General features: G+C 51.5%; 25 protein-coding genes, 1 tRNA gene and 1 riboswitch. Of the genes, 8 read left to right on the plus strand and 18 right to left on the minus strand.

All coding sequences use genetic code 11. The features are described from left to right. Nucleotides 1-129: 129 nt before the first annotated feature. Nucleotides 130-204 (minus strand) — tRNA-Pro (locus tag G3M78_09425). A gap of 289 nt (nucleotides 205-493) precedes the next feature. On the opposite strand from G3M78_09425, the gene G3M78_09430 reads away from it, so the two are divergent. Together G3M78_09430 and G3M78_09435 are read left to right on the plus strand one after the other, a co-directional pair. After that, nucleotides 494-811, plus strand: a complete 318-nt coding sequence (locus tag G3M78_09430; GenBank protein ID QPJ65601.1) for a cupin domain-containing protein — start codon at nucleotides 494-496, stop codon at nucleotides 809-811. 28 nt (nucleotides 812-839) lie between these two features. Beyond that, nucleotides 840-2,621 (plus strand): radical SAM protein, encoded by a 1,782-nt coding sequence (locus tag G3M78_09435; protein ID QPJ65602.1) that lies wholly within the window; start codon nucleotides 840-842, stop codon nucleotides 2,619-2,621. Between the two features lie 74 nt (nucleotides 2,622-2,695). Here G3M78_09435 and G3M78_09440 read toward each other — a convergent pair whose 3' ends face one another. The 4 genes from G3M78_09440 to G3M78_09455 are packed head-to-tail and all read right to left on the minus strand — an operon-like array spanning nucleotide 2,696 to nucleotide 5,569. Further along, nucleotides 2,696-3,382, minus strand: a complete 687-nt coding sequence (locus G3M78_09440; GenBank protein QPJ65603.1) for a hypothetical protein — start codon at nucleotides 3,380-3,382, stop codon at nucleotides 2,696-2,698. A gap of 39 nt (nucleotides 3,383-3,421) precedes the next feature. Continuing rightward, nucleotides 3,422-4,114 carry a hypothetical protein gene (locus G3M78_09445; GenBank protein QPJ65604.1) on the minus strand — a complete coding sequence of 231 codons (693 nt, stop codon included), beginning with the start codon at nucleotides 4,112-4,114 and terminating at the stop codon, nucleotides 3,422-3,424. A gap of 46 nt (nucleotides 4,115-4,160) precedes the next feature. Beyond that, on the minus strand, nucleotides 4,161-5,009 hold the full coding sequence (locus G3M78_09450) for a DnaJ domain-containing protein (protein ID QPJ65605.1): 849 nt from the start codon (nucleotides 5,007-5,009) through the stop codon (nucleotides 4,161-4,163). A 26-nt stretch (nucleotides 5,010-5,035) separates the two neighbouring features. Beyond that, entirely contained in the window at nucleotides 5,036-5,569 is a 534-nt protein-coding gene (locus tag G3M78_09455) for a hypothetical protein (GenBank protein ID QPJ65606.1), read from the minus strand. A gap of 347 nt (nucleotides 5,570-5,916) precedes the next feature. Here G3M78_09455 and G3M78_09460 point away from each other — a divergent pair, with 347 nt between their 5' ends. From G3M78_09460 to thiI, 6 genes are all read left to right on the plus strand, one after another. After that, nucleotides 5,917-8,394 carry a HAMP domain-containing protein gene (locus tag G3M78_09460; protein ID QPJ65607.1) on the plus strand — a complete coding sequence of 826 codons (2,478 nt, stop codon included), beginning with the start codon at nucleotides 5,917-5,919 and terminating at the stop codon, nucleotides 8,392-8,394. Nucleotides 8,395-8,460: 66 nt separating this feature from the next. Next, nucleotides 8,461-8,709, plus strand: a complete 249-nt coding sequence (locus tag G3M78_09465) for a hypothetical protein (protein QPJ65608.1) — start codon at nucleotides 8,461-8,463, stop codon at nucleotides 8,707-8,709. A gap of 99 nt (nucleotides 8,710-8,808) precedes the next feature. Further along, a complete protein-coding gene (tmk, locus tag G3M78_09470; GenBank protein QPJ65609.1) occupies nucleotides 8,809-9,426 on the plus strand; it encodes a dTMP kinase in 618 nt (205 codons plus the stop codon). Continuing rightward, a complete protein-coding gene (locus G3M78_09475; protein ID QPJ65610.1) occupies nucleotides 9,423-9,977 on the plus strand; it encodes a UbiX family flavin prenyltransferase in 555 nt (184 codons plus the stop codon). Before tmk ends, G3M78_09475 begins: the two co-directional genes overlap by 4 nt. 7 nt (nucleotides 9,978-9,984) lie before the next feature. Then, nucleotides 9,985-11,166, plus strand: coding sequence for an aminotransferase class V-fold PLP-dependent enzyme (locus G3M78_09480; GenBank protein ID QPJ65611.1), 1,182 nt, complete (start codon nucleotides 9,985-9,987; stop codon nucleotides 11,164-11,166). Further along, nucleotides 11,166-12,350, plus strand: coding sequence for a tRNA 4-thiouridine(8) synthase ThiI (gene thiI, locus G3M78_09485; protein QPJ65612.1), 1,185 nt, complete (start codon nucleotides 11,166-11,168; stop codon nucleotides 12,348-12,350). The genes G3M78_09480 and thiI overlap by 1 nt, the downstream gene beginning before the upstream one ends. Here the strand turns inward: thiI and folK are convergent, their stop codons facing one another. The 13 genes from folK to G3M78_09550 all read right to left on the minus strand — a co-directional run bounded on the left by folK (nucleotide 12,351) and on the right by G3M78_09550 (nucleotide 25,954). After that, nucleotides 12,351-12,839: a 2-amino-4-hydroxy-6-hydroxymethyldihydropteridine diphosphokinase gene (folK, locus tag G3M78_09490; GenBank protein ID QPJ65613.1), complete on the minus strand. Its 489-nt coding sequence runs from the start codon at nucleotides 12,837-12,839 to the stop codon at nucleotides 12,351-12,353. It lies immediately after the preceding gene. A 43-nt stretch (nucleotides 12,840-12,882) separates the two neighbouring features. Then, nucleotides 12,883-14,118, minus strand: coding sequence for an LL-diaminopimelate aminotransferase (locus tag G3M78_09495; GenBank protein ID QPJ65614.1), 1,236 nt, complete (start codon nucleotides 14,116-14,118; stop codon nucleotides 12,883-12,885). Between the two features lie 99 nt (nucleotides 14,119-14,217). After that, nucleotides 14,218-15,303, minus strand: coding sequence for a nicotinate-nucleotide--dimethylbenzimidazole phosphoribosyltransferase (gene cobT / locus G3M78_09500; GenBank protein QPJ65615.1), 1,086 nt, complete (start codon nucleotides 15,301-15,303; stop codon nucleotides 14,218-14,220). 8 nt (nucleotides 15,304-15,311) lie between these two features. Beyond that, nucleotides 15,312-15,707, minus strand: coding sequence for a cytochrome c (locus tag G3M78_09505; GenBank protein QPJ65616.1), 396 nt, complete (start codon nucleotides 15,705-15,707; stop codon nucleotides 15,312-15,314). After that, nucleotides 15,704-16,441, minus strand: coding sequence for a hypothetical protein (locus tag G3M78_09510; GenBank protein QPJ65617.1), 738 nt, complete (start codon nucleotides 16,439-16,441; stop codon nucleotides 15,704-15,706). Before G3M78_09510 ends, G3M78_09505 begins: the two co-directional genes overlap by 4 nt. 11 nt (nucleotides 16,442-16,452) lie before the next feature. Beyond that, the gene (locus G3M78_09515; protein QPJ65618.1) at nucleotides 16,453-17,391 is read right to left on the minus strand and encodes an energy transducer TonB; all 939 of its coding nucleotides are present in this window, start codon (nucleotides 17,389-17,391) and stop codon (nucleotides 16,453-16,455) included. Nucleotides 17,392-17,595: 204 nt separating this feature from the next. Next, nucleotides 17,596-19,455, minus strand: coding sequence for a TonB-dependent receptor (locus tag G3M78_09520; GenBank protein QPJ65619.1), 1,860 nt, complete (start codon nucleotides 19,453-19,455; stop codon nucleotides 17,596-17,598). Nucleotides 19,456-19,473: 18 nt separating this feature from the next. Further along, nucleotides 19,474-19,650: riboswitch (cobalamin riboswitch) on the minus strand. 18 nt (nucleotides 19,651-19,668) lie between these two features. Then, complete coding sequence (gene bluB / locus G3M78_09525) at nucleotides 19,669-20,505, minus strand: 5,6-dimethylbenzimidazole synthase (GenBank protein ID QPJ66821.1); 837 nt, start codon at nucleotides 20,503-20,505, stop codon at nucleotides 19,669-19,671. Nucleotides 20,506-20,946: 441 nt separating this feature from the next. Then, nucleotides 20,947-21,687, minus strand: a complete 741-nt coding sequence (cobS, locus tag G3M78_09530; GenBank protein QPJ65620.1) for an adenosylcobinamide-GDP ribazoletransferase — start codon at nucleotides 21,685-21,687, stop codon at nucleotides 20,947-20,949. Further along, complete coding sequence (locus tag G3M78_09535; GenBank protein ID QPJ65621.1) at nucleotides 21,684-23,195, minus strand: cobyric acid synthase; 1,512 nt, start codon at nucleotides 23,193-23,195, stop codon at nucleotides 21,684-21,686. The genes cobS and G3M78_09535 overlap by 4 nt, the downstream gene beginning before the upstream one ends. A 1-nt stretch (nucleotide 23,196) precedes the next feature. Then, nucleotides 23,197-24,198: an iron ABC transporter permease gene (locus G3M78_09540; GenBank protein ID QPJ65622.1), complete on the minus strand. Its 1,002-nt coding sequence runs from the start codon at nucleotides 24,196-24,198 to the stop codon at nucleotides 23,197-23,199. Continuing rightward, nucleotides 24,195-25,010, minus strand: a complete 816-nt coding sequence (locus G3M78_09545; protein ID QPJ65623.1) for an ABC transporter ATP-binding protein — start codon at nucleotides 25,008-25,010, stop codon at nucleotides 24,195-24,197. Before G3M78_09545 ends, G3M78_09540 begins: the two co-directional genes overlap by 4 nt. Beyond that, nucleotides 25,007-25,954 carry an ABC transporter substrate-binding protein gene (locus tag G3M78_09550; GenBank protein ID QPJ65624.1) on the minus strand — a complete coding sequence of 316 codons (948 nt, stop codon included), beginning with the start codon at nucleotides 25,952-25,954 and terminating at the stop codon, nucleotides 25,007-25,009. Before G3M78_09550 ends, G3M78_09545 begins: the two co-directional genes overlap by 4 nt. Between the last annotated feature and the right edge of the window lie 45 nt (nucleotides 25,955-25,999).

Genomic DNA, 25,999 nt, shown 5'->3' on the forward strand with positions numbered 1-25,999 from the left:
GAAGAGGAGGTTCTTTTTGGCTGAGAAGGAGATGTGTACAAAATCCTTAGTACACAATTAGAACCAACTGATAATTTATTCATCAGTTGAGAACTGTTTAACTATTAGAAAATGCAGGAGAAAAAGGAATCGGGACGAGAGGATTTGAACCTCCGACCCCTACACCCCCAGTGTAGTGCGCTAACCAGGCTGCGCTACGTCCCGATGCTGATATCGGCAAAACTACCAATAAATGTCCAAAACCCTGCGTTGCTTGTAGCGCGAATTGTCTCAATGCGTTACAAAAGACAAAATAGTTGATCTATGGGGCGAAGTCAATAAAATAGAGGCGTCCTTTAGCGAGCGGTATTTCTTTGCGTTCTTCATAAGATAAATTATGTGATAAAATTCACTCGTTGTCTGAATTAAGGAACAGTTCCCTGACCGGAAACGGGAAAGGAATGAATATGCAATTTAAATTTGACCCGCACTCTTTTTAATAGAACAATGACCTATGAAAGTTTTAAACGTTAAAGATTCCGCCGCTTTCAGCGCTGAGAAATTAAAAAAAGTCAGCCTGTTTGATACGGATCATTTTTTCTGCGATTTGTACTGCCTGCAACCGGGGCAAACGCAAAAAGTTCACACGCACGAAGGTTCGGATAAAATTTATTACGTACTGGAAGGCAAAGCAAATATCACCGTCGGTTCCGAAGTTCAGGAACTGGGCGCCGGGCAGATCACTATGGCGCCTTCCGGTGAGGATCACGGCGTGGTCAATCATAGCGATGCAAACGCCGTCATGCTTGTCTTCATGGCTCCTAAACCCTGATGGCCCTGCGACTTAAGGATTACGTTCAATGATCTATCTTGTCTTTCCATCATCATGGCATCCGTCCCAGCCTTATCTCAGCCTGCCCAGTTTGAAGGCGTTTCTGCATCAGAATAATATTCACGATGTGAAGCAAAGAGATCTGGCGATCGAATTATTGAGCGATCTCTGTACTTGGGAAAAAACCAAGCCGCTGTACGAACGCATCATCAAAGAGCTGAACGAACTCGCGGCCAAGCCGCGACGCACCCAGCTGGAAGAAGAAAAATACGCCAAACTGGTCGAGGCGGAGGAAATCATCCCCGCGCTGAAAGATCAGATCGATAGCGCTGTCGGCTCCTTGCGCAACGAAGATTTTTATGATCTTGAGCGTTATATGGAGAGCCTTAAGATCATCGACGTCTGGCTGGATAATATTCTCGCGCCTTATTTCCCGTCATCGCTGACGGTGATCGGCAGTCAGATGCGCTACTCTCCTTATTCGTCGGCGGAAATCCTGGAATGTATCAAGAATCCGGCTGAGAATTTTTTCTACGATCTTTATGAGAAATGGTACCTGCCTTCCCTGCTGGAAGAGGATATTGATATTCTTGGAATTTCCATCACATCTGTTGAGCAGATCGTCTCTGGACTGACGCTGGCATATTTGATGAAGGAACACCGCAAGGACATTCATATCACGGTGGGCGGAAGCGTTTTTACCAAGCTGGTGGATCGCATGGAAAAAGACGGCTCGCCGCTATTCGAATTTGTGGACAGCTTCATTGTGCATGAAGGCGAAACGCCTTTACTGCGTCTGGTGGAAGATGTGCGGGCGGGGAAGGGGCTTTCTGAAGTTCCCAACCTGGTTTACAAGGACAATGGCGTGGTGAAGGTGAACCGACCTTTCGCCAAAGAAAATCTCAACGCCCTGCCGACGCCGGATTTCGACGGCATGCCCTTTGATCTGTATCTCTCGCCGGTGCGCGTTTTGCCGGTCATGGGCTCTCGCGGCTGTTACTGGGAGCGTTGCGCTTTCTGCTCGATTCCCTTCGACCATATGGACTTCCATGTGCGATACGCAGAGAACGTCGTCAACGATGTGGAGAAACTGCAAGCGAAGTACAACGCCGATTATTTCTTCTTCACCGACGAGGCCTTGCCGATCAACTTTCTGAGAACCTTCGCCGCCAAACTGGTGGAGCGCGAAGTGAGCGTGCAATGGACCGGGGAATTGAAATTTGAAAAAAGTCTCTTGACCGACAACCGTCTGGAGCTGTTGTACCGCTCCGGTTGCCGCAAATTGATTTTTGGTCTGGAGTCTTACAATCAGCGCGTTCTCGACTCGATGAAAAAAGGAGTGCAATTGGAAGTGGTCGATCAGACGGTGGAAGAATGTCTGCGGCTCGGCATCGCCATGCATTTTTACCTGATTTGCGGGTTCCCGACGGAAACGCGCGAAGAAGCTTACGATTCGGTCAATTTTGTATTGAACAACCATCGGCTTCTGGATTCACCGGGTTTTTCATGCATCATCTCGCAATTCGATCTGGAGAAGGGCACGCCGATCGAGAAGAATCCTGCGGAATGGGGCTTGAGCAACTTGTACACGCCGCCGGAGCATGATCTCAGTCTGGGCTATTCCTACGAGGGCACGAAGGGGATGACGGCGCGCGAAGCGGATCGCTTGTATAATGAACTGTCTGAAAAGTTGAATCGCGAGGTCATGACTTTTCCGGACAACTACTCCTTATCCGACGGCTTGCTCTATCTGGGCCATCATCAGCGCGACACGATTCGTGAACGACTGGCGGCGATTTCAGGAGCCTGATCTCATCAGGAACCTGATTCATCAGGTAGCTGAGCCATCAGGACTTGGCCCGTATTTGAAATGGACGGCCCGATTCAGATGCCTGTTATCAGGCTGAAGACGGGCGTCCATCCATAGCTGGACAGGTGGTCGCGCTGAACGTCCGACAGATCGATTTCCATTTGCTCTCTCGGAGAAATGTTGATCGCGTCTTCTTCCACGATGGGTTCCCCATTCACAAACACTCCCGACACCAGCAGTAAATTCCGAACACTCTGATCGTTGTGTATTTTCACGCTCAACTGCGAAGCGTTTAAATCCATTTGATCGAAATATTTCTGCGCCACCGTTTTGCTCAGTTTTTTGAATTGCCCCTGATTGAGCAATAAACTCACTTCAATCCCGCCAATTTTCTGCGAGCGCTGCGCCTGCAATGCGAAGACGCTCCAGCTGTTTTTTGTCCACTGGTCGCGATCTCCAGTCAAGGGCAGGTCGATAGACGCGATCAGGAAATTTTCCATGCCCAGCGATTCACAGGACATCGGTTTGAAATTGATGAAATAGTGATTCATTGTGGACGCCAGATTGGAGCGTTCCTGCTCGCAGGCAGTCGCCGAAGCCATTTCCAGGCGCAAGACGCCGGAAGTCAGCAATTCCTTGCCCGCCTGATTGGGAACCTTATACAGATCGCTGAGAAAGACGTTTCCGGTTAAGTTCATCTTGCATCCCGCCGCCGTTAAAAGCAGGAGGGTCAGCAGGGAAAAGCGTTGAATCAAATTCATGGCGGTATCCTCAAAAAAACGGTTTCCGTTGACTTGAGTTTAGAATAACCAAAAAACGCCGAAGGGGAGAGAGAAAAAAAGAATAAACAAAACCGCGTTGAGAATTTGCAGTAAATCAAACTGGTCGCTGATCGTGGAAAGCGCAAAGTTGGAGCCGACGCGACGAACCGCGTGTTCAATGTCGGCGGAACTGAGCTGGTCGCCCGGTTTGCGCGATAGTTCTTCCAAAACGTCGTCCAGCACGAAGAAGCGCAGAGCTTTGAGGATGAGCGCAAAGAACAGTCGGGCGAGGCTGGGCGTGACGCCCCCTTTCAAACGCAATCGTTCGAGAAATTCGTAGCCAAAATTGTTGAATGAATCTTCCAGTTGTTTTCTGGGAATGAGCTTGCTGGTTCGTTTGAATTTTTCCATGACCTGACGGGTCAGCAAATCGAGCAGGCCGTGCAAGCCGTCCGCCATTTCCAGAATTTTTCGCGCGACGATGTAAATCGCGCAGGCGATGAGCGCATGGAGCAAGCCCCAGAACAGATACCAGCCGCCGCCAAAAATCAATAGCGACCATTCCTGCCAGCCTGATTCAATAGAGTCGCCCGTGTACGCCTGGAAAGACCAGATGCCCAGGATTCCCAGTCCCAGTCCGCTGGAACCAAACATGAAGAGACGTTTGAAAGTTCCCAGGAACAGGTCTGAAAAAAAATGTCTCCAGAAATCAATCAGGCGTTCGTTTTCCATAGATACCGCTCTCGTAAAGATTTAATTAATTGAGATGACTGACAAATCAGGCGGGGCTGACATTCACCGTTAAAATCAAATCGCCGCGTTGGCCCTGTTCCGATTTACCCTTGCCGCGGAGTCGTAGTTTGCCGCCGGGGGTGAATTTCGGAGGAATTTTCACGAGGACCGATTCGAGCGCGCCGTCATTTTTGAAAGATATTTTTTTCTGGGCGCCGTTGAGCGCTTCATCCGGCGCGATCTCGATCGCGAAGTTGATGTTCAGCGATCCCGCATCCTTGTTTAAAAAGTTTTTTTTGAGTTTGTCGAATACTTTTGCCGCAGGGGCTTCCTCTGAGGGGTTCCCATCCTGAGGCGCTCTTGATTTCCGCATGTTTTGATAAGTCAGAATCGAAGTCCCGATCATTTGCGCCAGGCGCAGGGCATGGCCGATTTTCCCAATCGGTCCGGGTATCATTCCCAGTATCCTGCCAAGTCCCCCCAGCGCGTTGCCAAAGAGAATGGGGCCAAAGAAGTTTTGACCAGAGCGATAACCCTGTTTTTGAAATTCCCGGTTCAGTTCTTCAAACATGTCGCGACTGAATCCGTTCTTGAACATATTCTCAAATATTTCTTCCTGTGAATAATTGAACCCGGAATCACCCGTCCCGCGACCCGCCAGATAATCTCTTCGAAAACGATCGTACTCGCTTCGTTTTGCGGGATCGCTCAAAACGCCATAGGCCTCGGTGATCTCCTTGAATTTTTCTTCGCAGGAGGGATCGCCCTTGTTTTGGTCCGGGTGGAACTCCAGAGCCAACTTGCGATAGGATTTTTTGATTTCAGCTTCGCTGGAAGTTTCTTCTATCTTCAGAAGCTGATAATAATCCTTGAACTCTTTAGGACGGTATCTCATGGGAAACTGTCAGAACGCAGGACGTTCTACATACTCCATTGTTGGGGATATAGCGCTTCGACCTTTTTGGGGCCTTCGAGCTTTGCCGTTTGATTGGACAATGAAATTTTGTAAGTGTCGTCGCTGTGGAGTCGTTGCTTCAAATTTTCGAAATTCACAAAAATCGGTTGAAGCGGGATGTCTTTGCCGGATTCCAATGGGGCGATGATAAAATCTTCGGCGCTCAGAACATCGCGGTATTTCCGCTTCATGGACATTTGATAGGCCTGATAGCCGGGGATGCTTTCGGCGCCTTTATAAGTTTCCTTATTCAATACTTTAAGCTGATCTGGCAGATAGACATGGGCGAAATAATCCGGGCCTAGCGAGTGGTGAACAACGGTTTTAATATGCAACACATGCAGGTTTCCCTTTTCTTCCGGCATGGACATTTCGATGAAATAGGTCCTGTCATGAAAGTTTAAATTCTCAAGGAAAACAATGCCGTATAGGACATTGAACTTGAATTGCAAAAAGATGCCGAGGAATATCCAGCCTAAAGTTTTAAAAAATTTTTTCATTTTTTATGAGTCTGATTCAGGTCGCATTAGGATTAATAAGAACGGAACAATATCATGTAATTATGATTAAGGCGGGAGCTAATTTCAAGCCATCATTGTAATTAGATTTTATTTCGACTTCGGGAGGTTCGATAAAGTTTAAATTTTAATAAAACAATAGATTTCAAGCCTTGACATTCTTTTGATTTGAGTTTTTACTATAGTCAATCGTAAATGAATATGGAAAGTAGATGAAATAAGCATCGAGATTATTGTGACTTTTTTTAAGCAGATAGTGAAGGGAAGTGTAAATTAATAGGGGGAGTTTGAGGATTCTGTCATTTCAGGCTAAATAATGGAGAGGGGACATGGGCAATTTGTCGGTTCAACAGAAGGTCTATGCTGTTATTGGAGTGCTGTTCGTCGTTATTGTGGCTTCAGGAATTTATATCGACACAGCGGTGAAAGACAGTCGCGAACAATTATTGACGGCTGATGCGTTGGGAAGACAGCGCATGTTAACGCAGTCCATGGCCAAAGCGGGAATGGGTTATGCCATGGCCAAGGGACGTGTTCGAACTATCGAACAGCAGATCGAAGCCCTCGATCAATACGTGACCAAGATGCGCGGCGTGTACACGGCTACGATTGTGGGGACGGCTAAAAAAGTAGAACTGGGAATCAGTATGGATCCGAAAAGCGAAACGCATCCGGCGGTTCCTTTTCCCGCTACATTCGCTCGCATGGTCAATGAAGAGTTTGGTAAAGGACGCGATTTCACAATTGATATTATTTCCGACGATCCGGTGAATCCTGAGCAAAATCTGAAAAATGCAATGGATCAGGAGGCCAACAACTTCCTGAATGCGGGTAAGGGGAACTTGTTCACACGAACCTCTGAAGAAAATAACAAGCTGTATATGACCGTGTACACAGCTGATAAAGCGACGGTTCAGGCCTGCGCCTCCTGTCACACGGCGATGAAGGGGAAAGAATTCAAGGTAGGCGATATCCTGGGAATACGAAAATTTCGCATGGTATTTTCAGATGACATTGTTATGGGCAAGTCGGAACTGGAAGCCTCATTGGATGAATATGAAAGCGGAAAGATGGTGTTTGAAGAAACCCTTTCGGCGGTCAAAAATGGCGGCAGGTACCCTCTGGATATGAATCGATCTCAATTCCGAGAGGTTCCAAAATCTGAAGACCCGTTGGTAACTGCAAAGATAGCAGAGATCGAGAAGAAATTTGCCGGTTATACAGAGGCTGTCGAAACCCTGACCAGTTCAGAAGTGAATTCGCTTCCTTATCGCAAAGCGCAAGGAATCATTCTATCTGAGTCCAATAGTCTGAGAAAAATGAGTAGCGAACTGGCGGACATATTCAATAAAAATGTTCAGGCGGCCCAGCTCTCAATTCAGAATTCGGTCATCATCACCAGTATTATTAACGTTATCATTTTAATTTTCATTGGTCTTTTCCTCAAACGCGTTGTGATTCAACCCGTACAGCGCATCTCTCATGCGCTTGAATTGACCGCGCGCGGCGATTTGAATCAAGAGCCGTTGCCTGTCAATTCCGGGGACGAAGTGGGCGTATTAAGTCGTTCCTGCAACAGTTTGATCGAACGCTTGCAGGCCTTCATCCAGAATACAGAAGATATTCTGAGTGGAAGTTCCACGAAGAAAACTTTCGGACTGGAGGGTATTTTCGAGGCTTCGCTGGGCAGTATGGCGGATCAGGCTGAAGCGAAGCGAAATACCGAGGCGGAGCAAAAACGCACGGCACGCGAGCAGGAAGAAATGAAAGCTCAGCAAGTCGAGCAGGAGCGTCGTCAGGCGGAAGAAGAATCCCAACGCCAGCGCGAACAGATGGAGCGCGAGCAGAAACAGGCGGAAGAACTCAACCAGAAGGTTTCCAGTATTCTGGATGTGGTTGACGCCGCCGCCAAGGGCGACCTCACCCATGAAGTTACGGTGAAGGGTTCGGACCCTGTCGGACGTATGGGAGAAGGTTTGTCCAAATTCTTCTCGGATTTGAAGAACAGCATTTCGGACATCGCCAACACCTCGCAGACTCTGGCCAGTTCTTCTGAAGAGCTGACTTCCGTCAGCCGGGAAATGGCGGGCAACGCAACCGAAACCTCCAACCAGGCGGGCGTCGTCTCTGCGGCCTCCGAAGAGATCAGTCGAAATATTCAGACGGTCGCGACGGGAACCGAGGAAATGAACGCCAGCATCAAGGAAATCGCGCGCAATGCGGGCGAGGCGGCTTCGGTGGCTAGAAATGCGGTGAAAGTTGCAGAAACCACAACGGAAACCGTGGGCAAACTGGGCGACAGTTCCGCAGAGATTGGCGAGGTCATTAAAGTCATCACCTCGATTGCGGAACAAACCAACCTGTTGGCTCTCAACGCCACCATTGAGGCCGCCCGGGCAGGCGAAGCGGGCAAGGGTTTTGCGGTGGTCGCGAATGAAGTCAAGGAACTGGCGAAAGAAACCGGTAAGGCGACGGAGGAAATCAGCCAGAAAATCCAGGCGATCCAGAGCGACACCTCGAATGCGGTCAAGGCGATCGGCGAGATCAGTCAGATCATTAACCAGATCAACGACATCTCGAATACCATCGCCAGCGCGGTTGAGGAACAAACCGCAACCACAGCGGAGATGGGTCGCAACGTCGGCGAAGCGGCGAAGGGCAGTTCTGAAATCAGTCAGAACATTGAAGGCGTGGCCCGGGCCGCAAATGATACGACGTCGGGCGTGAACCAAACGCAGACCGCTGCCAATGAGTTGGCTCAAATGGCTTCGGACCTGCAGAAACTGGTTCAACGTTTCAAAATCTGAACCTGAGTATTTCAGCCGCCCTTTTCTTCGGAAGAGGGCGGCTTTTTCTTTCTTATGAGTGAATCAATGAGCGAATCTATTGAACCAGCTATTAATGAAATTCTTCGATTGTCCCGCAGGGTGGTCGAGGACGAGAACGAGTTGAAGGCGTTGTTCACAACTTCCGGCATCGTATTGAAAGATGACTGGACCTTCCAGTCTATCGGCGGCGATTCGGAAGCTTGTTTGAGGCGCCTGCTGGTAAATCTTTCCGTGCATCCTGTGGCCAAGATCGCCGCAAAGAAAGTTCTCTCCGATCACGGCGTAGACTTGTAAGCGTTTCAACATTCTGTATTATAGTTGCCTGTTGTCAGCGCTGAAGAATTTGACTACACTTCTCACTGAGTCCTTCCCGAAATTTATTTGGATGAATTTATGCAGATTGAACGCGGTCGCCTGTTTGTATTCGAGGGTATTGATGGAACAGGAAAATCAACGCAAGTCCAAATGGCGGAAGCGGCTTTATTAAAACAAGGTTTTCCTGCGCGCAGATTGTATGAGCCGACGCGCGGCCTGTGGGGTTCCAAAATTAGAAAAATTCTGGAGCAGGGAAGAGACGGCGTCAGCCCTGAACAGGAACTGGAATGGTTTGAGAAGGATCGCATGGAGGATGTCGAACGAAACATCCGCCCGGCCCTGGACAATAAGGAAATCATTCTGATGGATCGTTATTATTATTCCACTGCGGCCTATCAGGGCGCCTTGGGGCTGGATTCGGAAGAGATATTGAAGCGGAACCGCACATTCGCCCCAGCGCCAGATATCGCTTTTTTCTTTCAGGCGCCTCTGGATGCCTGCTTTGAGCGTATTGAAGCGCGAAACGAAGATCGTACTTCGTTTGAAAAGCGCGACTATCTCATCAAGGTGCAGTCCTTGTTCGATTCGTTTGACGATCCCGTTATAAAGAGGATCGACGGCAGTCAATCCATCGAGGACGTGGCGGAGAAAATCATGACTGCGATTCAAACCTCATTGGCGGAGAACGGACTGTGAAACGTTATATCATCGCCATCACGGGCGCCAGCGGCGCCGCCTATGCCAAGCGATTGTTTGATTATCTCAAAGGCCGCGCCGAACTGCATGTGGTGGTTTCCGAACGCGGTCTCGAATTATTGCGTTTGGAGTTGAACATCGGAACCTCCTATTTTTCCGGCGATCATGTGACCGTGCACAAGAACAGCAAGATGAACTCCTCCATCGCCAGTGGATCGTTCATCGCCGACGGCATGGTGATCGTTCCCGCGAGCATGGGAACGCTGGGGCGCATCGCCAATGGCGTTTCCAACAGCCTGATCGAACGGGTGGCGGATGTCATGATTAAAGAAAAAAGAAAACTCATTCTGGTGCCGCGAGAGACCCCGTTCAGCGCTATACACTTGAAAAACATGCTTACGCTGGATCAAACCGGAGCGCTGATTCTCCCGGCGTCTCCGGGCTTCTACAATCTTCCGAAGACGGTGGACGATCTGGTCGATTTCATGGTCGCGCGTATACTGGATCATTTGGGAACGCCTCAGGATCTCGTTCCTCCTTATTTAAGCTGAAACCGTCATGATTTATCTAGACCACGCCGCAACCACTCCGATGTGGCCCGAAGTGATCGAAACCGTGAGCCGCGCGTTTGCTGAAAATTTCGCAAATTCAGGGACGGTCTATCGCATTGGTATGGAATCGCGCGCCTGCATTGAAGAGGCGACGCGGCAGATTGCAGAAACCCTGCAAGTTCCCGATTCGCATCGAATCATTTTTACCAGCGGCGGTAGCGAGTCGAATAACCTGTTCATCAAGGGTATTTTGTTTCCCGACAAGACGGGCGCTTGTCTGGGTCTGGAGCATCCCAGCGTGACCGAATGCCTTACCGCCATGCAAGGGACAGGCGCCAGGATTCATCAGTTCACCGAAATGCAGACGGGTGGACGGGCGCAACTTGACGTGGTTTCCGCCTGTAAAGAACACGGAGCGCGTCTGTTATGCGTGTCGCAGGTGAACCATGAATTGGGAGCGGTCAACCCGGTGCGCGCGCTCAAGGCCAGATTGAACAAGGAGTCGCCGCGCACCCGCTTGTTCGTCGACGGGGCGCAGGCGGTCGGCAAGCAGTCGATCCCTTCATCATTCTGGGAAGGGCTTGCGGGTTATTCTTTATCCGCCCATAAGTTTGGCGGCCCCAAAGGCATCGGAGCCTTGATCTATGATTCGCGTCTGGATTTATTTCCGTTGATTCATGGCGGCGGTCAGCAAACGGGAGTGCGCTCCGGAACCCTGCCGACGCCTTTGATCCTGGGACTGGCGAAGGCGCTTCAAATTTCTGTTCAATCGATTGCGGCCCGTCGCGAAAAATTACTGCGTCTGCGTCGACGATTGCTGGACGCTTTGCAAGCCTTGCAATCGAATGACCTGGCGCTTCAATTCAATTCGTCGCTAAGCGAAGAAGCGGAGGAACAGGAGCCGGGGATTTTGAATTTCAGTTTCCCTCCGGTGGAAGGGGAAGTCTTGCTTCATCATTTAGAGAGTAAAGAAATTTATGTGGGCCTGGGTTCGGCCTGTAGCGCGCGCTCGAAAGAGCCGTCGAAAATACTCACCCGAATCGGGAAGACGCGCCAGGAGGCGCTTTGCAGTTTGAGAATATCCATGGGAATTGAAAATAGCGAATCAGATGTCGATCAATTTGTCGCCGCGTTCGGGCAAGCGTATCAGACCCTGTTTCCCGCATTTGCTAAAGGAGCGCGGCATTGATGAGTCCGGTACGAACGCTTTTGATCCGTTACGATGAAATCGGATTGAAAGGGAAGAATCGAAAATTTTTTGAACAGAAACTGGCGGATAATATCCGCCGGGTCATGGGGCCGAAAGAATACTGGAAACTGACCATTCCGCACGGACGCATACTGGTGGAGACGGTGGACACTGAGGCCGAACGTCTGGCGGACCGCCTGCGATTCATTCCGGGTATCGCTTCTTACAGTATCGGCGTCCCCGTCGAGCGGGAATTGCGCGCCATGGCGGAAGCGGCGATTATGATGATTCGCCCGCGCGTCGAAGAATCTTCGGGCATGAGTTTTTGCGTGCGATCCCGTCGATCGGACAAATCCTTTCCCATGCCGACCCCTGAAATCGACCGGGAAATCGGCTCTCAGATCATGCTGGCTTTGGACGGCAAGGGATTGTCCGTCGACCTGGTTCGCCCGGACTACCTTCTGGAAATTGAAATTGGCAAGGAAGCGACCTTTATTTTTGACCAGCGCCGACCGGGAATCGGCGGCTTGCCCGTGGGTTCCTCCGGCAACGTATTGTGTTTGCTCTCCGGCGGCATCGACAGTCCCGTCGCCGCTTTCAAGATGATGCGGCGCGGTTGTCGGGTTCATAGCATCTTCTTTGACAATCAACCCTTTTTGGGCGCGGGCGGCTATGAGAAAGTAAAACGACTGGCGCAGATCATCAATCGCTATCAGGGCGAAGGACGCCTCTACGTTGTTCCCTTCGAAGAAGCGCAGGTGGCGATCCGCGATTTATGCCGACCGAAAAACCGCGTGGTCTTGTATCGTCGTATGATGTATCGCATCGCGGCGGCGCTAGCCGGAAAGATTGGGGCGGGCGCGCTGGTGACGGGCGAATCCCTGGGGCAGGTGGCGTCCCAGACTCTGGAAAATCTGGCGGCGGTTTCCAAAACGGTTTCGCTTCCTGTCTTTCGTCCCTTGATAGGGATGGACAAGCGCGAGATCATTCAGGCGGCGAAGGAAATCGAAACCTATTCCGTGAGCATCGAACCGCAACCCGATTGCTGTTCCGTTTTCATGCCGAAGAACCCGGCGACCAAGAGCCGTCTGCATGAACTGGAGCAGGATGAATGCGGTTTTCCAGTTGATGAGTTTGTCGCAACTGCATTGAATCAGTTTGAATTGATCGGTCCGGCCAATTAGTCAATCCATCCGCAATGCTTCCTGTCCCGGCGGGAGGGCTTTCAACAATTCCTGAATGGATTGCCTGAGTTCCGGGTGAATCCAGTCTGGCGCCAGATCATTCAAGGGTTCCAGAACAAAGCGCCGTTTGTGCAGTTCGGGGTGAGGGATTTGTAAAAGTTCACTCTGTAAAATGAGATCGTCAAAAAATAACAGGTCCAGGTCGATTTCTCTGGGTCCCCATTTCCTCCTAAAAGTTCTCCCCATCGCTTGTTCCACATCGATCAGAGCTTCGAGCAATTGAACCGGGTCCAAATCCGTCTCGATTTGAAGCGCCGCATTGACAAACCATTCCTGATCCGTATCGCCAAGGGGCGCGGTCTGGTAGAAAAAAGATTGTGAGAGGAAACAACAGTCGGAAAGTTTACTGATACGCTGTATGGCTTCAGCGCAGTTTTCTTTGGGCGAGTCGAGATTGGACCCGACGCCGATGAAAGCCGTGTGAATCATGAGCGTCGAGTCCTCCCGATTGAAGATTATCTATAAAGAAAATCTAGAAAATAAATTTTACGGATGAGAGACGCTCTCCAATTTCTTTCATGATGCGTTTTTCCTCGTCTTCGCCCTTTGCGTTGAAGGTTGCAGAAAAGCGAACGAAAGGTCCGACGTCGTCCCAGGGAACCGTTGAGATCATCATTTCCTTGATCAGGTATTGCGAAAAGTCTTCTCCGTTAGAAAACTGAGGGCCGCCTTCAATCCCCTTGGGCGCGCGCACATACAAAAAGAAAGAACCCCCCGGCATGGAGGCGTTGAATCCCGCCTGGTTCAAGGCGTCGACCAGTAGGGTCAGGCGTCTTTTGTATTTGGCGACGATCTGCTCGGTGATTTCCGGATGCGCCAGAGCGTAGGCGCCGGCTTTCTGAATCGCGGCAAACTGTCCCGAATCGATATTGTCTTTCACATGAGCGAAGGCTTTCACCAGCAACTCATTGCCAACGATGAACCCAATACGCCAGCCGGTCATGTTATAGGATTTGGACAGGGAGTGAAGTTCCACGCCGACATCCATGGCGCCTGGAACCGACAGGAAGCTGAGCGGTTTTCCGTCATAAATGAGCGCCGCATAAGCCGCGTCCTGAACGACGACGATCTGGTGTTTTTTTGCGAAGGCCACGACTTCCTCGTAAAACTCGCGGGTGGCCTTGGCCCCCGTCGGGTTATTGGGGTAATTCAAATAGAGGATTTTGGTTTTCATTATGACGTCGGGGCCGATGCTTTTCAGATCGGGAAGAAAATTGTTCTCTTCTGTCAAAGGAAGATTGACCACCTGACCGCCGAGGTATTGCGTGTGCGTGCCCATGACCGGGTATCCGGGCACCGTCATCAAAGTGATATCGCCGGGATTGATGAGCGCGGCGGGAAGCATCGCCAATCCGGGTTTGGCGCCAATGCAGTGGTTGACGTGCACCGCTGGGTCGAGGCCGCTGACGCCGCACACGTCCTTCATGTACTGGACGGCGGCTTTCTTGAAATCGTCGATGCCGTTGTCGGTGTAACCGCGGTTTTCCGGCTTGGCCGCCTCATCCTGAAGCGTCTGGACGACGCCGGGGAAAGCCATTTCGTCGGGTTCGCCCACGCCCATGTCGAATAATTCGCGGTCCGGGTTCGCCGCCATGGCGGCTCGTTTTGCGCGTTTGATTTTTTCAAACTTGTAAATTTTCGTGTCTTTTCCAAACTGGTTTCCTCCCAGTCTTTCGGAGAAAAGGGACTGTATAAAGCTTTCTGACATTGGGCTAGGCTCCGCAACGTAAAATCTATTGAAAGATGGTATTTATAAAGAAAATAAGCAATCTAGCTAAATTGGAGGGCGCTGTCAAGGCGTGGTAACTCAGGTTGCATTTGCGTTCATTTTATCGGAAATCTGCGCTTCCTCAAAGGTAGCCATTTCGAAGTAAACATTGACCGACGCGTGTAAAAGATTCATGGCCAGCGCGGCGCCAGAACCTTCCCCCAATCGCATGCCGAGATCCAGCAAGGGTTCCAGTCCTGAAAGTTGGAAAAACACTTCGTGTGCCGGTTCCTGGGAGCGGTGAGAAGCGATGAGGTACTCTTTGACTTTCGGTTCAAGTAAGATGGCGATCACGGCGCCTGCCGCAGAAATCAGTCCATCGACGATGCAAGGGGTGCGCTGGGCGGCGGCGCCAAGGTAAAAGCCCGTCATCGCCCCGATTTCAAAACCGCCGACGCTTTCCAGGATTCTCATGGGATCGGTGGATGACGGGGCGTGCTTCTGCAGTGCGGTTTCCAGAACCTGGATTTTGCGAAGCAATCCTGCATCGTCCACCCCGGCGCCTCGTCCCGCAAGCTCGCGCGGAGATTTTTTGCCAACGGCGCACATGACGGCGGTCGCCGCCGTGGTGTTGCCGATTCCCATTTCGCCAGCGGCAAGAATCTGGTTGCCGTTGCTACAGGCCCTGGTGGCGAGTTCGATTCCAATCTCAATGGACTGGATGGCTTGCAGAGAGGTCATGGCCGTTTCTTTGGCCATATTACGAGTTCCCCTGGCGATTTTTTTCCCAATCAAACCCGGAACCGAACCGAAATCATAATCCACCCCGACGTCCACGACGACGACGTCGGCCCCGATGTGACGAGCCAGCACGTTGATCGCCGCGCCTTGATTGAGAAAGTTCAACACCATCTGCCGTGTGACATCCGAGGGATAGGCGCTGACTCCCTCCTGGACGACGCCGTGATCGGCGGCGAAAATATAAATGGATTTCTGGCTGATGGGCGTCGGATTGGGCTGGCGAATGGCTATATAAAGTTTAGCCAGTTCTTCCAGTCTACCCAGGCTCCCTGGCGGTTTGGTCAAGGAGTCGAGACGGCGCTGGGCCTGCGCCAAATCCCCTTCAGAAAGGGGACCGATGGAGCGGATAGCGCTTTCTATGGCTGGCGATGGATGAAGCGTCATGGTTCGACTCAAGGAGTCTGTCCCTCGGGTTCTTCCTCAAGATCCTCTTCCTCGTCTTCCGGTTCCAGCCCTGCGGCCTTTTGCGAATAGCGGAGGTATTTGATGATCTGGTCAATATCGGCGTCTGAAACTTTGCCTTTCATTGAAGGCATTTTATCCGAACCGTCGATGATTTGATTTTTGAAGTCGTCGTCTGAAAAATGAACGGCGAGGTATTCTTCGTCGATCAGCTTGGGCGCCTTTACATTTTTCCCCAGCGCGTCTGCGCCGTGACAGTTGCCGCAGACTTTATGATAGATTTTTTGTCCTTCCTGATACGGCTCTGGCACAACCAGATTGGGTTGCGGTCCGCACGCGGTTAGAGCGAGTAGCGATAGCGTTAAGCTCAGCCTGTAAAAATTCACTTGTCCTCCTTGGGTTGTCTTTTTATGAAATCAATGGAACCGTCGAAGTTCCGATCCATTTCAACACGGATCAGAATGCCCTGGGAATCATAGAATTTCCAGCGGTCGATTTTATCATCTCCGTTGGTGTCGAAACCGACTTTTTCCAGAACGCCGCTCTGAGAAAAAAACTGCCACTGCTCCGGTTTTGAATTTCCGTCGGTGTCAAAAGAGACCGATTCAAGAGATTCATCCGCCTTGTAATTTTCCCAGCGGTCGATGCTTCCGTTATGATCCAGATCAAATTCTGCGCGAATCAGTTTCCCTTCACCGTTAAAGAATTGCCGGGTGTCGACTTGTCCGTCATGGTTCGGGTCGGCTTCGATGTGGGTCAACTTCTGCTGGTCGTCAAAATATTCAATCCAGTCAATCGTTTTCTTGAATTCGTAATCCTTTTCAATCTTCTGTAACCGTCCCTCAATGGAATAGTATTGTATCTGGTCGACGGCGCCGTCGGCATTGCGGTCGATTTCCACCTTCACTGGACTTGGGTTGCCTTGATAATGATCCGTCTGATCGATATTCCCGTCGCCATTTTTATCGTACTCAATTTTTTCAATCACTCCTGAATCGCTTTTGTATTGCCACTGATCCATTTTTCCGTCGAAATTGGAATCCATCTGAATGATCTCGGCAAGAGCAGACGCATTCCATAGAGTTGCTATGAATATCAGGGTTTGGGTCCAAGTGCGCATAGCGACAGGTTTTATTCAGACAATAGGTAAGTTATCTTAAAAATGAACTGACTTGAACTCAATTGCAAAGGCTCGGGGATTGGAGGAAAGGGGCGTAATTTCTCAATGGTTTGTAAAGCCGCATCATCCAATACTCGATTTTGAGAAGAACGGTGTACAGACAGGTCAATAATATCACCATTTTTTCCCAAGGTAAACGCGACAATGGGCTCGCCTTCGTAGCCGCGTCTTCTGGCGATACTGGGGTAATTGCTGGGTGAGGAAAGAACTTTCTGGGCCACTTCACTTTCGTATTGTTTACGTAGCGCTCCCAGATTGACGCCGCTTCCCTCTATAGAAGGTGGCAGAGGATTCGGTTCATCCTCTCTGGCCCAGGAGACAGAAATGGCTTCAGATTCAGCCTGCGCCACACGCGGCGTCGCGAGACGGCTGAAAGCATTTTCCAACATGTGAGCCGGTTGAACCGCAAAGGATTCGTTGGAGCGTCCCGGGTTTCGAACCTGGATCGCCTTTCCTGAGGAGGGCGAAAGATTGACCCTGTTGTAGATTTGCAAACTCGAAGCCTGGACCATTTGGCTGGAATTCTGTGGCTCGACAGAATGCGGTTTTGACATCGGTTTGAGATTCGAGATTTCGGAGTGTCGGATTGTATTCAAAGAAACCCGTCGGATAGTCGCCGGAGATTGGGAAATCAGGGGAGTCGCGGTTGGCTTCGAAACAGCTTTAGGCATTGCGGGCCGAGTTGTCGGAATGAAAGCTCTCGAAACGGTTTGTATCTGAACCGAAGGTTTGGCGACAGGGATTTCAGTTTTTACTTCCAGTGGTTCTGCTTGTGGCGGGGTAGCGAGGCCAGCCATTGAAACGGTTCTTGATTGAGTGACCGATTGGACGAGGGTCGCTTTTGTGTCAGATGTTTTTATTTTTTTTTGAGTTTCCTGTTTTTTCGGCAAAAGGGGTTCCTGCTTGATCAGCCGAACGCTGATAACAGGTTTTTCTTGCCGGATCTCGGTTTGAGGAAATTGTAGCCAGACCGCGCCAAGCGCTACGGCGACATGCAAAACCAAAGAAGCAAGAAAGGGTTTCGATAAATGGGTGGATTTTATCATTGGCGGAAATTCCTTCTGGAGACTTGCAAGTCTCCAGAATGACTCATATTAGAATGTGAAATTGAACCCGGCGTATCCTGCTCGCCCCGGCGTTCCAAATCCAAATATTTCCTCATAATTCTCATCCAGCAAATTTTCAATCCGGGCCGTGATTTCCAGATCCTTGGCCAGTTGATATTTGAACGCGGTTCGCAGCAAAGTGAAGGTGTCCACTTCTTTGGTGCCAGAGCTGTTGGTGCGCACGCCGCTTCGATAACGCACTCCCAGAAGCGCGTCGAATTTATCGAAGAATGTTCGGCTGATGCTGGCGGATACTTTATTTCTTGCGCGTCTTTGCAGTTGAGTTCCGTCCTCGTCGCGCGCTTCCAGCCAGGTGTAATTCAGGTTCAGGCGCGCGTCCAGCGGCAGGAGGGCTTGCAGGCTGGTTTCGACGCCGTTGGTTTTTGCTTTACCAACATTGCGGGCGCGAAAAACGAAGCCGCCGGTGTCAATGGATTCTATGAGATTGTTAAAGCGCATCTCAAAATAGGTGATATCGGTTGTGATGCGGTTTCCAAGGAAGCTTTGTTTGACGCCAAATTCCCAGCTCCTGCTTTCCTCGGGTTTAAGCCCGGCCGTTCCAAAATTGGGGAAGAATTGCTGATTGAAAGTCGGCGCTTTGAAACCAGTGGCGTAGGCGCCGTGGAGTTTGGTGTCGGTCTGGTGAATCTTGTAGGCCCCTTCCACTTTCCAGGTCAATGCATTTTCAAATTCAGAATGAATGTCCTGGCGAAAGCCGCCGGATAGCAGATAGGTGTCGTTGAAATTCAACTGGGTTTGAAAGAACGCGCCAAAATTGTGATTGTCGTGATTGAAACCGTTGAGCACATTGTGTCCGGTGAGCATCTGATACTCGCCGCCAATGACAACGGAGGTGATATCGCCTAACTGGATGTTGTTTTGAACTTCAAAAGTCAGGTTGCGATTGTAAATCTGGTCTTCTTTAGACGGCGTGGCGCCCGATTGAGAGTCCCTGCCCACGTCGTAAAAATAACTGGGGCGGAAGCTGAAGTCCCACCAGTCGGTGATGCTCTTGCTGACGGGTAGACTGACATTGAATGTTTCTTCAGAACTTTGTCGGACGCCGTTGTCCGCCTCGAAATTATCGAGGTCCAGTTGTGAACTGGAATAACGACCGATGAATTCAACGCGCAAATCATTTTCAAAATCGTAGCCAACGCGGGTCGATACGGTTTTGTTCTCGTAGCCGTCCGCTTCCGTGGCGCCAAAACGTTCTCCACTGACGGCGGAAATGCTTCCACTGTCTGTCTTAGAAGCGCTCACTGCATAATTGAGTTTTCCATGAGAGCCGGAACTGTTCAGCGATTCTTTGAAGGTGGAGTAACTGCCGCCCTCAAACTGGAACGTCGTTTTCGGCGCTCCCTTGCCGCGCTTTGTGATGATGTGAATGACGCCGCCGACTGCGTCCGCGCCCCATACGGTGCTTTGCGGCCCGCGCAGAATTTCGATGCGCTCGATATTGTCGATATTGATGTTGCCGAAATTGTAGCTTCCCAGCGTATTGGAATTGACCTGAACGCCGTCGATCATGACCAGCGTGGAATCGCTGTTGCCGCCGCGCATCAGCAGGGTGGAGCTGGTGCCAATGCCGCCGCTTTGCAGGGCGTCTATGCTGAGATGGTCGGCGAGGATATCCCGGACCATGGTGCGACCGGATTCCTTGATTTCTTTAGCAGTGATTACGGTGGCGGAGCCTGCGAACTGATCCGTATTCGTGTTGATACGGGTTGAGGTGATTGTCTTGGGTTCCAGCCAGACGGGGCCGTCTTCAGCGATGGCGATATGAGAATTGAGCGATGAAACTAACAGACAGGAGACGGCGAGCGTTTTGTAAAACGAGCGAGTCATGAACTTTCCTTTCTTTCGAAGGTTATAATCCGTCCATGCAGGTCTCCTGGCTTGGAACTTCCTACTAACCGCGCCTTCCCATCCTTTCAGACAGTGGCCAATGCGGATTTCGTATTCCTTACAGTTGCGAGACAGCGCCGGAATTGCACCGGTCTTCCCTTGCACACAGACGTTTCATGTTGGTTTGTAGTTGCTTTAGATCTTTTGAATCCTCTATTTTGAGGGTGGCGGAAGGACGACTTTAAAATTGCCCGGCCTTCCCAGCCATTGGTTGTAATATACCAGCTGTTTTAATGCAAGCCTTTTTGCCCAGCCTTTCTCTTCCAGCATCGGTTTTTTGTAAAAACTCTCCGTATGACCAATGCATAGATAGGCGATAGGGAACACATGCTCCGGTAAATCGAGGTCCTTTTTAAGCTGATCGGGGCTGAGAATGCTGACCCAGCCAACGGCGATGCCTTCGGCGCGCGCCGCCAGCCAGAGATTTTGAACCGCACAGCAAGCGCTGAACTGGTCAGTTTCGGATATTGAATTCCGACCCAGCACATGCGGGCCGTTGCGTTCGCTATCGCAGGTGACGCAGAGATTGATGGGCGACGCGGTGATGCCTTCGAGTTTGAGCGATTGATACAGGTCTTTTTTCTCGCCGCTGTAGTTTTTCGAGGCCGCTTCATTGGCCTGTGAGAAATTCCGCGCGACTTTCTTTTTGACTTCAGGATCGTCGATGACGATAAAGTTCCAGGGTTGCATGAAACCGACCGAACCTGCGTGATGCGCCGCATCGAGAATGCGTCCGAGAACCGCCGGATCAATCGGATCGGGCAGGAAATGTCTCATGTCCCGGCGCTTGTAAATGGCTTCGTAGACTCCGTTCTTCTTTGTTTGCGGAAAGGCATGGGGCGTCTCATCCGCTTTGTTTTCGTCTGGAGCGCTCGTAGCCTGGGGTTTGATGGTGACGGGAATACCCGATACCAGATGAACGACTTTGGAAAAGGCTCGCGCCAGCGTCTGGTTGGTGATTCCCGCGATATCGCGGAATTGCCGACTCATCGCGTTATCAGGAATGATGCCTCCGCCAATCTCGTTGGTGATGATGATGACGGGGCAGGCCGCCTGGTTGCAGGCGTCGATGAGTTCCTGAACCTTGATCCGGATGGAAGCCTCGTCCTCGCCCTGCATGAGCAGATTATTCAGCCAGAGGGTGATGCAGTCGAGAATGATCACGCTGGCGTCTTCGCTGAGTTTCCTGATGCTGTCAGAGGCTTTGAGCGGTTCTTCCCATGTGGTCCATTCGGGACCTCTCTCTTTCTGGTGGCGCTCGACGCGATCTTTCATCTCGTCGTCCAAAGGCTCGGCGGTCGCCAGATAGTATTTGACGCCGGTAAAGGGAGCGGCGCAATCCAGAGCATGACGCGTCTTGCCGCTTCGCGATCCGCCGGTAATGAGAATATTATTGTTGGACATGAAAGGTTCTCTCTAGTGTGTATGAAATTACTGTATGTTTTGACACGCGCAAAAGGCGCCGCCCGCGACCAATATAAAAGTTTCCAAGATTTCTGAAAGCGCTCCGAGCGCGTCGCCGGTCACGCCGCCCAAGCGACTCTTGAACCAGCCCAGGGTTACAGACGTTATGAGAATCGCGCCGCCAATCGCAACGCAGGCTTCAACGATTCCGTCGGCAAAAGGAATCACCAACGCCAGCGGGCACAGGGCAAGAAGCGCATAATTGCCTTTCTGATATAAATAATTTCCCAGACCTTTCTCGGCGCGGGCGTGACTCATGGTCACAAGTCCGACGCTTAACGAAGCGCGGGCAAAGGCTGGAGCGGCTATCAGCCAGACTGCCGCCGCGCTTCCGCAGATGGATATCAGGCTTGCGTATTTTAACAGCAGACAGAGGATGAGCGCCAGCGCTCCCATGACTCCAATGCGAGAATCTTTCATGATCTCCAGACTGCGCTCGCGGTCGCGATGCGAGAACAAACCGTCGGCGCAGTCGGCCAGCCCGTCGAGATGCAGTCCGCCGCTGATCAAAGTCAGAAAAGCAACATCCACAGCGGCGCGCAAGGGATGCGGCAAAATCATGGCGGCGATGGAATCGACGGCATAGAGTAGAACGCCGATGATCAATCCAACCAGAGGAAAATAAAGAATCTGCCTGCCATCCTCCCTGAAGGCTTTATTGGGGACGGGTAGCGTCGTCAAAAAACCAATGGCAGAGAGAAAATTCATAGGCCCTTCTCGATGATGCGGACGAAGTCGTCGATGCAAATAGAGGACGCTATCCAGTCTTTCAGTTTATGCATTTGCAAGTCGCGGAAGGCCTGATAGGAAAAAGGTTCCTCTTCGTTCCGCAGGCCGCGTTGATTGCGCACGTGAGCGAGAAATGCCTGGCGCAGGGGATCGCTGTCGAAGACGCCGTGCAGATAGGTGCCGAAGATGGTTCCCGCATCATTGTAAATACCCAACGCCGCAGGATCTTCGCCCTCGAACCCTTCAAACATTAAATGAAAGGGAGCTGAAAACTCGCTGACTCCACAATGAATTTCATAACCGACGACTTTCTGCGAGTTCGCAAAAATAGAAGAGGGCAGAGCGGTTCGGTGCGTTTGCCGTGTGATTTTTTCGGGTTTCATGATGGTTTCGGCGTTGAAATAACCGAGTCCCTCGATGCTGTCCAGTTTGCTCTCGATATGTTCCGGGTCGCGTATGATTTTCCCGAGCATTTGGAAGCCGCCGCAGATGCCCATCATGAGCGCGCCTGCATCGAGCGCTTTTTTTAACGCCGATTCCATCCCCGCCTGTTTCATATAATTCAAATCGTCGATCGTGCTTTTGCTTCCGGGAATGATGATCAGGTCGGGGCGTCCCAATTGCGAAGGGTGGGCGACGTAGCGCAGGGAAACGCCGGGGTCATAGGCCAGAGGCGCGAGGTCCGTGAAATTGGCGATATGCGGAAACCAGAGCACGGCGATGTCGAGCGGGTCGCCGGAGAAGTGATTAGCTGGATGCGACCATTGCGCCAGCGAGTCCTCCTCGTCGACAATGAGGTCTCTGTTGTAAGGCAGGGTGCCGAGAATGGGTTTGCCGACGAGCGCTTCGAATTGCCTCAGGCCGGGTTCGAGAATTTTAATATCGCCTCTGAATTTATTGACGAGAAATCCAGCGACGTGTCGCTGTTCATCCGGTTCCAGAAGATCGAGCGTTCCTTTCATCCATGCAAAGGAACCACCGCGGTCGATATCGGCGACGATGACCACCGGGGCCTCCGCCTGTTTTGCGAGGTTCATATTGACCAGGTCCCATTGCTTCAGATTGATCTCCGCCGGGCTTCCGGCGCCTTCGATGATGAGCAGATCGTATTCGTCGCGCATGACGTCGAGGGCTTGCTTGACGGCCTTCCTGTGCAGTTCGTGTCTTGCAAAATAGTCCCCGGCCTTACGGTTGCCCTGGGCTTTTCCCATGAGCACCACTTGAGACAGGTCGTTGGCAATCGGCTTGAGCAGAAGCGGGTTCATTTCAACCCGCGGTTTGATGCCGCAGGCCTCCGCCTGAAATGCTTGCGCCCGGCTGATCTCGCCGCCGTCTTCGGTGACGAATGAGTTGAGCGACATGTTCTGCGCTTTGAAGGGAGCGACCTTGTAACCGGCGTCGCGGAACAGTCGGCAGAGCGCGGCGGACACGACGCTTTTACCGACGCTGGAACCGGTGCCCTGAATCATGAGGGTTTTTGCTTTCATATCACGCTTTCTTTCGCTTGAGGAGCCACACAAAAAAGGGGCCGCCGAGAACGGCGGTGATCACGCCCACGGGGATTTCCGTCGGAGAGATCAGGGTGCGCGCTACGGTGTCGCAGATAATCAAAAATGCCGCGCCGAACATAAAGGTGGTCGGCAGAAGCAGACGCAGGTCCGGCCCGACGACGAGGCGGACAATGTGCGGAGCGATCAGGCCGACGAACCCGATCGGGCCGGTGAAGGCGACGACGGTCCCGGTGATGAGAGAGGCCAGAATGAAACCTCCCTGTTGAATTTTTGCGACGTCCACGCCCCGGCTCATGGCCGCTCCGACTCCGGCGCTGATGAGGTTCAGATCGCGGGCGATGATCATCAGCAGAATGAATCCGATCGCCACCGGAGGCACGACGGAAAGCACGGTGCCGTAGTCGGTGATGTCCAGCCCGCCCATCAACCAGCGCACGATGCGGAAGGACTGCATGAAGTCCGACAAATAATGAATGAACATGACCAGCGCCGCAAAGAAAAAATTCGCCGTCACTCCAGCCAGTAGCAGGGTTGCGGTCTGGAATTCATTGTTACGCACACGGGTCAGGGAAAAGACCAACCCGACGGCGAGCAGGGCGCCTGCAAAAGCGCACCAGGAAATGCCCTGAATTCCTAGAAATGAAAAGGATGCGCCCGTAGCGATGAATGAAACGGCGCCAAAGGCGGCGCCGCTTGAGACGCCGAGCGTGAAAGGCGCGGCCAGATCGTTGCGTAGCAAGGCCTGAAAAACGGCGCCGGAGATTGCAAGCGATGCGCCCGCCAGACCGGCGAGTAAAATTCTCGGCAGACGAGCGAGAAATAGAATGTTGGCGTCGATATTTTGTTCGAAAGGAATATCGCTGGAGAACGCGCGTACGATATCGATCTGCGTTCCGCCGATCAGGGGGGCGACTCCAATGGTGATCAACAGAAACGCAAAAAATAAAAACAGGGTTGAGAAATAGCGCGTTCGGTTCATAACGGCGCCGGTCCCTCAAAGGCAGGTCCCGACTCGGTTCCGGGCGATACGAGAATGCCGCCTTGCGGGTCGCGATACAGTTTGACGGGAACGTCGTAGACTTTTTCGAGTATCTCGGCTTCGAGAACTTGTTCCGGCGTTCCGTCCCTTGCGACGACTCCCTGATCGAGCAGGATGAGGCGGTCGCAATACTTGGAGGCCAGATGCAAATCGTGCAGGGCCAGTATCAGCGTCATGTTCTGCTCTTTATTGAGACGCTTGAGAATTTCCAGAATCTGCACCTGATATTTGATGTCGAGCGCCGAAGTGGGTTCATCCAGCGCCATCAACTCCGGTTCCTGCGCGATGGCGGAAGCGAGCAGGACGCGCTGTTTTTCGCCTCCGCTGATTTCGTTGTAATTGCGTTCGGCAAATTTCAGAGTTTGAGTGGTCTGCATGGCGTCCCGCGCGATGTCGAGATCGCGCTCGCTCTCGAAAGCAAACAGGGGCAGGTGCGGGTGGCGTCCCATGAGGACCACTTCCGAGACGCTGAATGAAAAGGCCAGCATATGTTCCTGCGGCGTCCATGCGATGGATCGCGCCAACTGCTTGCGCGAATGAGAGTGCAACTCTTTTCCTTGAAAAAAGACGGAGCCCTTGGGCGCGTCCAGTATGCCCGCCATCAGTTTGAGCAGGGTGGATTTGCCTGATCCGTTGGGGCCGATCACGCAGACGAATTCGCCTCGATTGATTTTTAAGGAGACGTTTTTGACAACCGGGTCTTCGTCGTAACGGAAGCTGAGATCGCGGATTTCTATAAGAGGTTCGGTCATCGTTTTTCGTGGACGCTCTGCGGTGTGGCCGGGAAAAGTTCCGGGTGAATGGCTTGTGAAAAATTATCAATGATGCTCAGGATTCGCGGCCCAGGAATCAAAATATAATCCGCTCCGATGAAATGTATGGATTCGGTCTGCACCGCCTGAATGGTGGGGAAGCGTTTCCACGATTGAATTCTCGCCAGACGTTCCTGTTCATTCATGCGCGATTTGGGACCGGCCTCGATGATGATTTCCGGCGAGTTTTTGATGATGAATTCCTTGCTGACTTTAGGGTATTGCGAAAGCGAATCGGGAAGAATATTTCTGCCTCCAGACAAGGTCAGGAGTTCGTCGAGAAAGGTTCCCTTGCCGACGGCGTACATGTCCCTTGAAGGATCATTGCTGTCACCCAGAAGCAGCAGAACGTTTTTAGGTCGGATTCCAGACAATTTGTCTTGATAGGACTGGAGTCCCTCTTTCAATTGTGCCGTCAGAGCTTCGGCTTCATTGCTTCTACCGATCTCTTTTCCCAGTATCTGGATTGCGTTGAAGATGTCTTGCAAACCGCTGACGGAAACGCTGAGCGTTTTGATGTTCAGATTGTTTGCATTCTGGGTCAGGTGAGAATTCTTCCCCTGAAAAATTATGAGATCGGGTTTGAGGGTGATCCAGAATTCCACGCTGGGGTTGAGCAATCCGCCGACACTGGGACGGGTGCAGGCTTCGGGTGGATAAGAGCAGTAGTCTGAAACGCCGACCACTTGATCGCCCGCGCCGAGCGCGAACAAAAGTTCTGTGATGGAGGGCGTGGACGAAATGATACGGTCTGGATATTTTTTTTCTTCCTCGGATTGAGCGAATGAGGGAGCGCATAGATTCCAGGACAGGCAGAAAAGGAGTAAGGGAATCAGCGAGCGAAAACAGAGAAATTTGGGGTTGTTGCGAATTCTGGAGGTCACGGGATCGTCCTTAATTTAAGGAGGCTGAATGATCCCGGTGGGTTG

Origin of the sequence: Candidatus Nitrohelix vancouverensis, assembly GCA_015698305.1 — a bacterium.
Classification (GTDB): Bacteria; Nitrospinota; Nitrospinia; order Nitrospinales; family VA-1; genus Nitrohelix; species Nitrohelix vancouverensis.

What these genes read in the sequence shown, in the direction of transcription:
- G3M78_09430 (QPJ65601.1), top strand. Translation starts at nt 494, where the DNA reads ATGAAAGTTTTAAACGTTAAAGATTCCGCCGCTTTCAGCGCTGAGAAA.
- G3M78_09435 (QPJ65602.1), top strand. Translation starts at nt 840, where the DNA reads ATGATCTATCTTGTCTTTCCATCATCATGGCATCCGTCCCAGCCTTAT.
- G3M78_09440 (QPJ65603.1), bottom strand. Translation starts at nt 3,382, where the DNA reads ATGAATTTGATTCAACGCTTTTCCCTGCTGACCCTCCTGCTTTTAACG.
- G3M78_09445 (QPJ65604.1), bottom strand. Translation starts at nt 4,114, where the DNA reads ATGGAAAACGAACGCCTGATTGATTTCTGGAGACATTTTTTTTCAGAC.
- G3M78_09450 (QPJ65605.1), bottom strand. Translation starts at nt 5,009, where the DNA reads ATGAGATACCGTCCTAAAGAGTTCAAGGATTATTATCAGCTTCTGAAG.
- G3M78_09455 (QPJ65606.1), bottom strand. Translation starts at nt 5,569, where the DNA reads ATGAAAAAATTTTTTAAAACTTTAGGCTGGATATTCCTCGGCATCTTT.
- G3M78_09460 (QPJ65607.1), top strand. Translation starts at nt 5,917, where the DNA reads ATGGGCAATTTGTCGGTTCAACAGAAGGTCTATGCTGTTATTGGAGTG.
- G3M78_09465 (QPJ65608.1), top strand. Translation starts at nt 8,461, where the DNA reads ATGAGCGAATCTATTGAACCAGCTATTAATGAAATTCTTCGATTGTCC.
- tmk (QPJ65609.1), top strand. Translation starts at nt 8,809, where the DNA reads ATGCAGATTGAACGCGGTCGCCTGTTTGTATTCGAGGGTATTGATGGA.
- G3M78_09480 (QPJ65611.1), top strand. Translation starts at nt 9,985, where the DNA reads ATGATTTATCTAGACCACGCCGCAACCACTCCGATGTGGCCCGAAGTG.
- thiI (QPJ65612.1), top strand. Translation starts at nt 11,166, where the DNA reads ATGAGTCCGGTACGAACGCTTTTGATCCGTTACGATGAAATCGGATTG.
- folK (QPJ65613.1), bottom strand. Translation starts at nt 12,839, where the DNA reads ATGATTCACACGGCTTTCATCGGCGTCGGGTCCAATCTCGACTCGCCC.
- G3M78_09495 (QPJ65614.1), bottom strand. Translation starts at nt 14,118, where the DNA reads ATGTCAGAAAGCTTTATACAGTCCCTTTTCTCCGAAAGACTGGGAGGA.
- cobT (QPJ65615.1), bottom strand. Translation starts at nt 15,303, where the DNA reads ATGACGCTTCATCCATCGCCAGCCATAGAAAGCGCTATCCGCTCCATC.
- G3M78_09510 (QPJ65617.1), bottom strand. Translation starts at nt 16,441, where the DNA reads ATGCGCACTTGGACCCAAACCCTGATATTCATAGCAACTCTATGGAAT.
- G3M78_09520 (QPJ65619.1), bottom strand. Translation starts at nt 19,455, where the DNA reads ATGACTCGCTCGTTTTACAAAACGCTCGCCGTCTCCTGTCTGTTAGTT.
- bluB (QPJ66821.1), bottom strand. Translation starts at nt 20,505, where the DNA reads ATGAGTCGGCAATTCCGCGATATCGCGGGAATCACCAACCAGACGCTG.
- cobS (QPJ65620.1), bottom strand. Translation starts at nt 21,687, where the DNA reads ATGAATTTTCTCTCTGCCATTGGTTTTTTGACGACGCTACCCGTCCCC.
- G3M78_09535 (QPJ65621.1), bottom strand. Translation starts at nt 23,195, where the DNA reads ATGAAAGCAAAAACCCTCATGATTCAGGGCACCGGTTCCAGCGTCGGT.
- G3M78_09540 (QPJ65622.1), bottom strand. Translation starts at nt 24,198, where the DNA reads ATGAACCGAACGCGCTATTTCTCAACCCTGTTTTTATTTTTTGCGTTT.
- G3M78_09545 (QPJ65623.1), bottom strand. Translation starts at nt 25,010, where the DNA reads ATGACCGAACCTCTTATAGAAATCCGCGATCTCAGCTTCCGTTACGAC.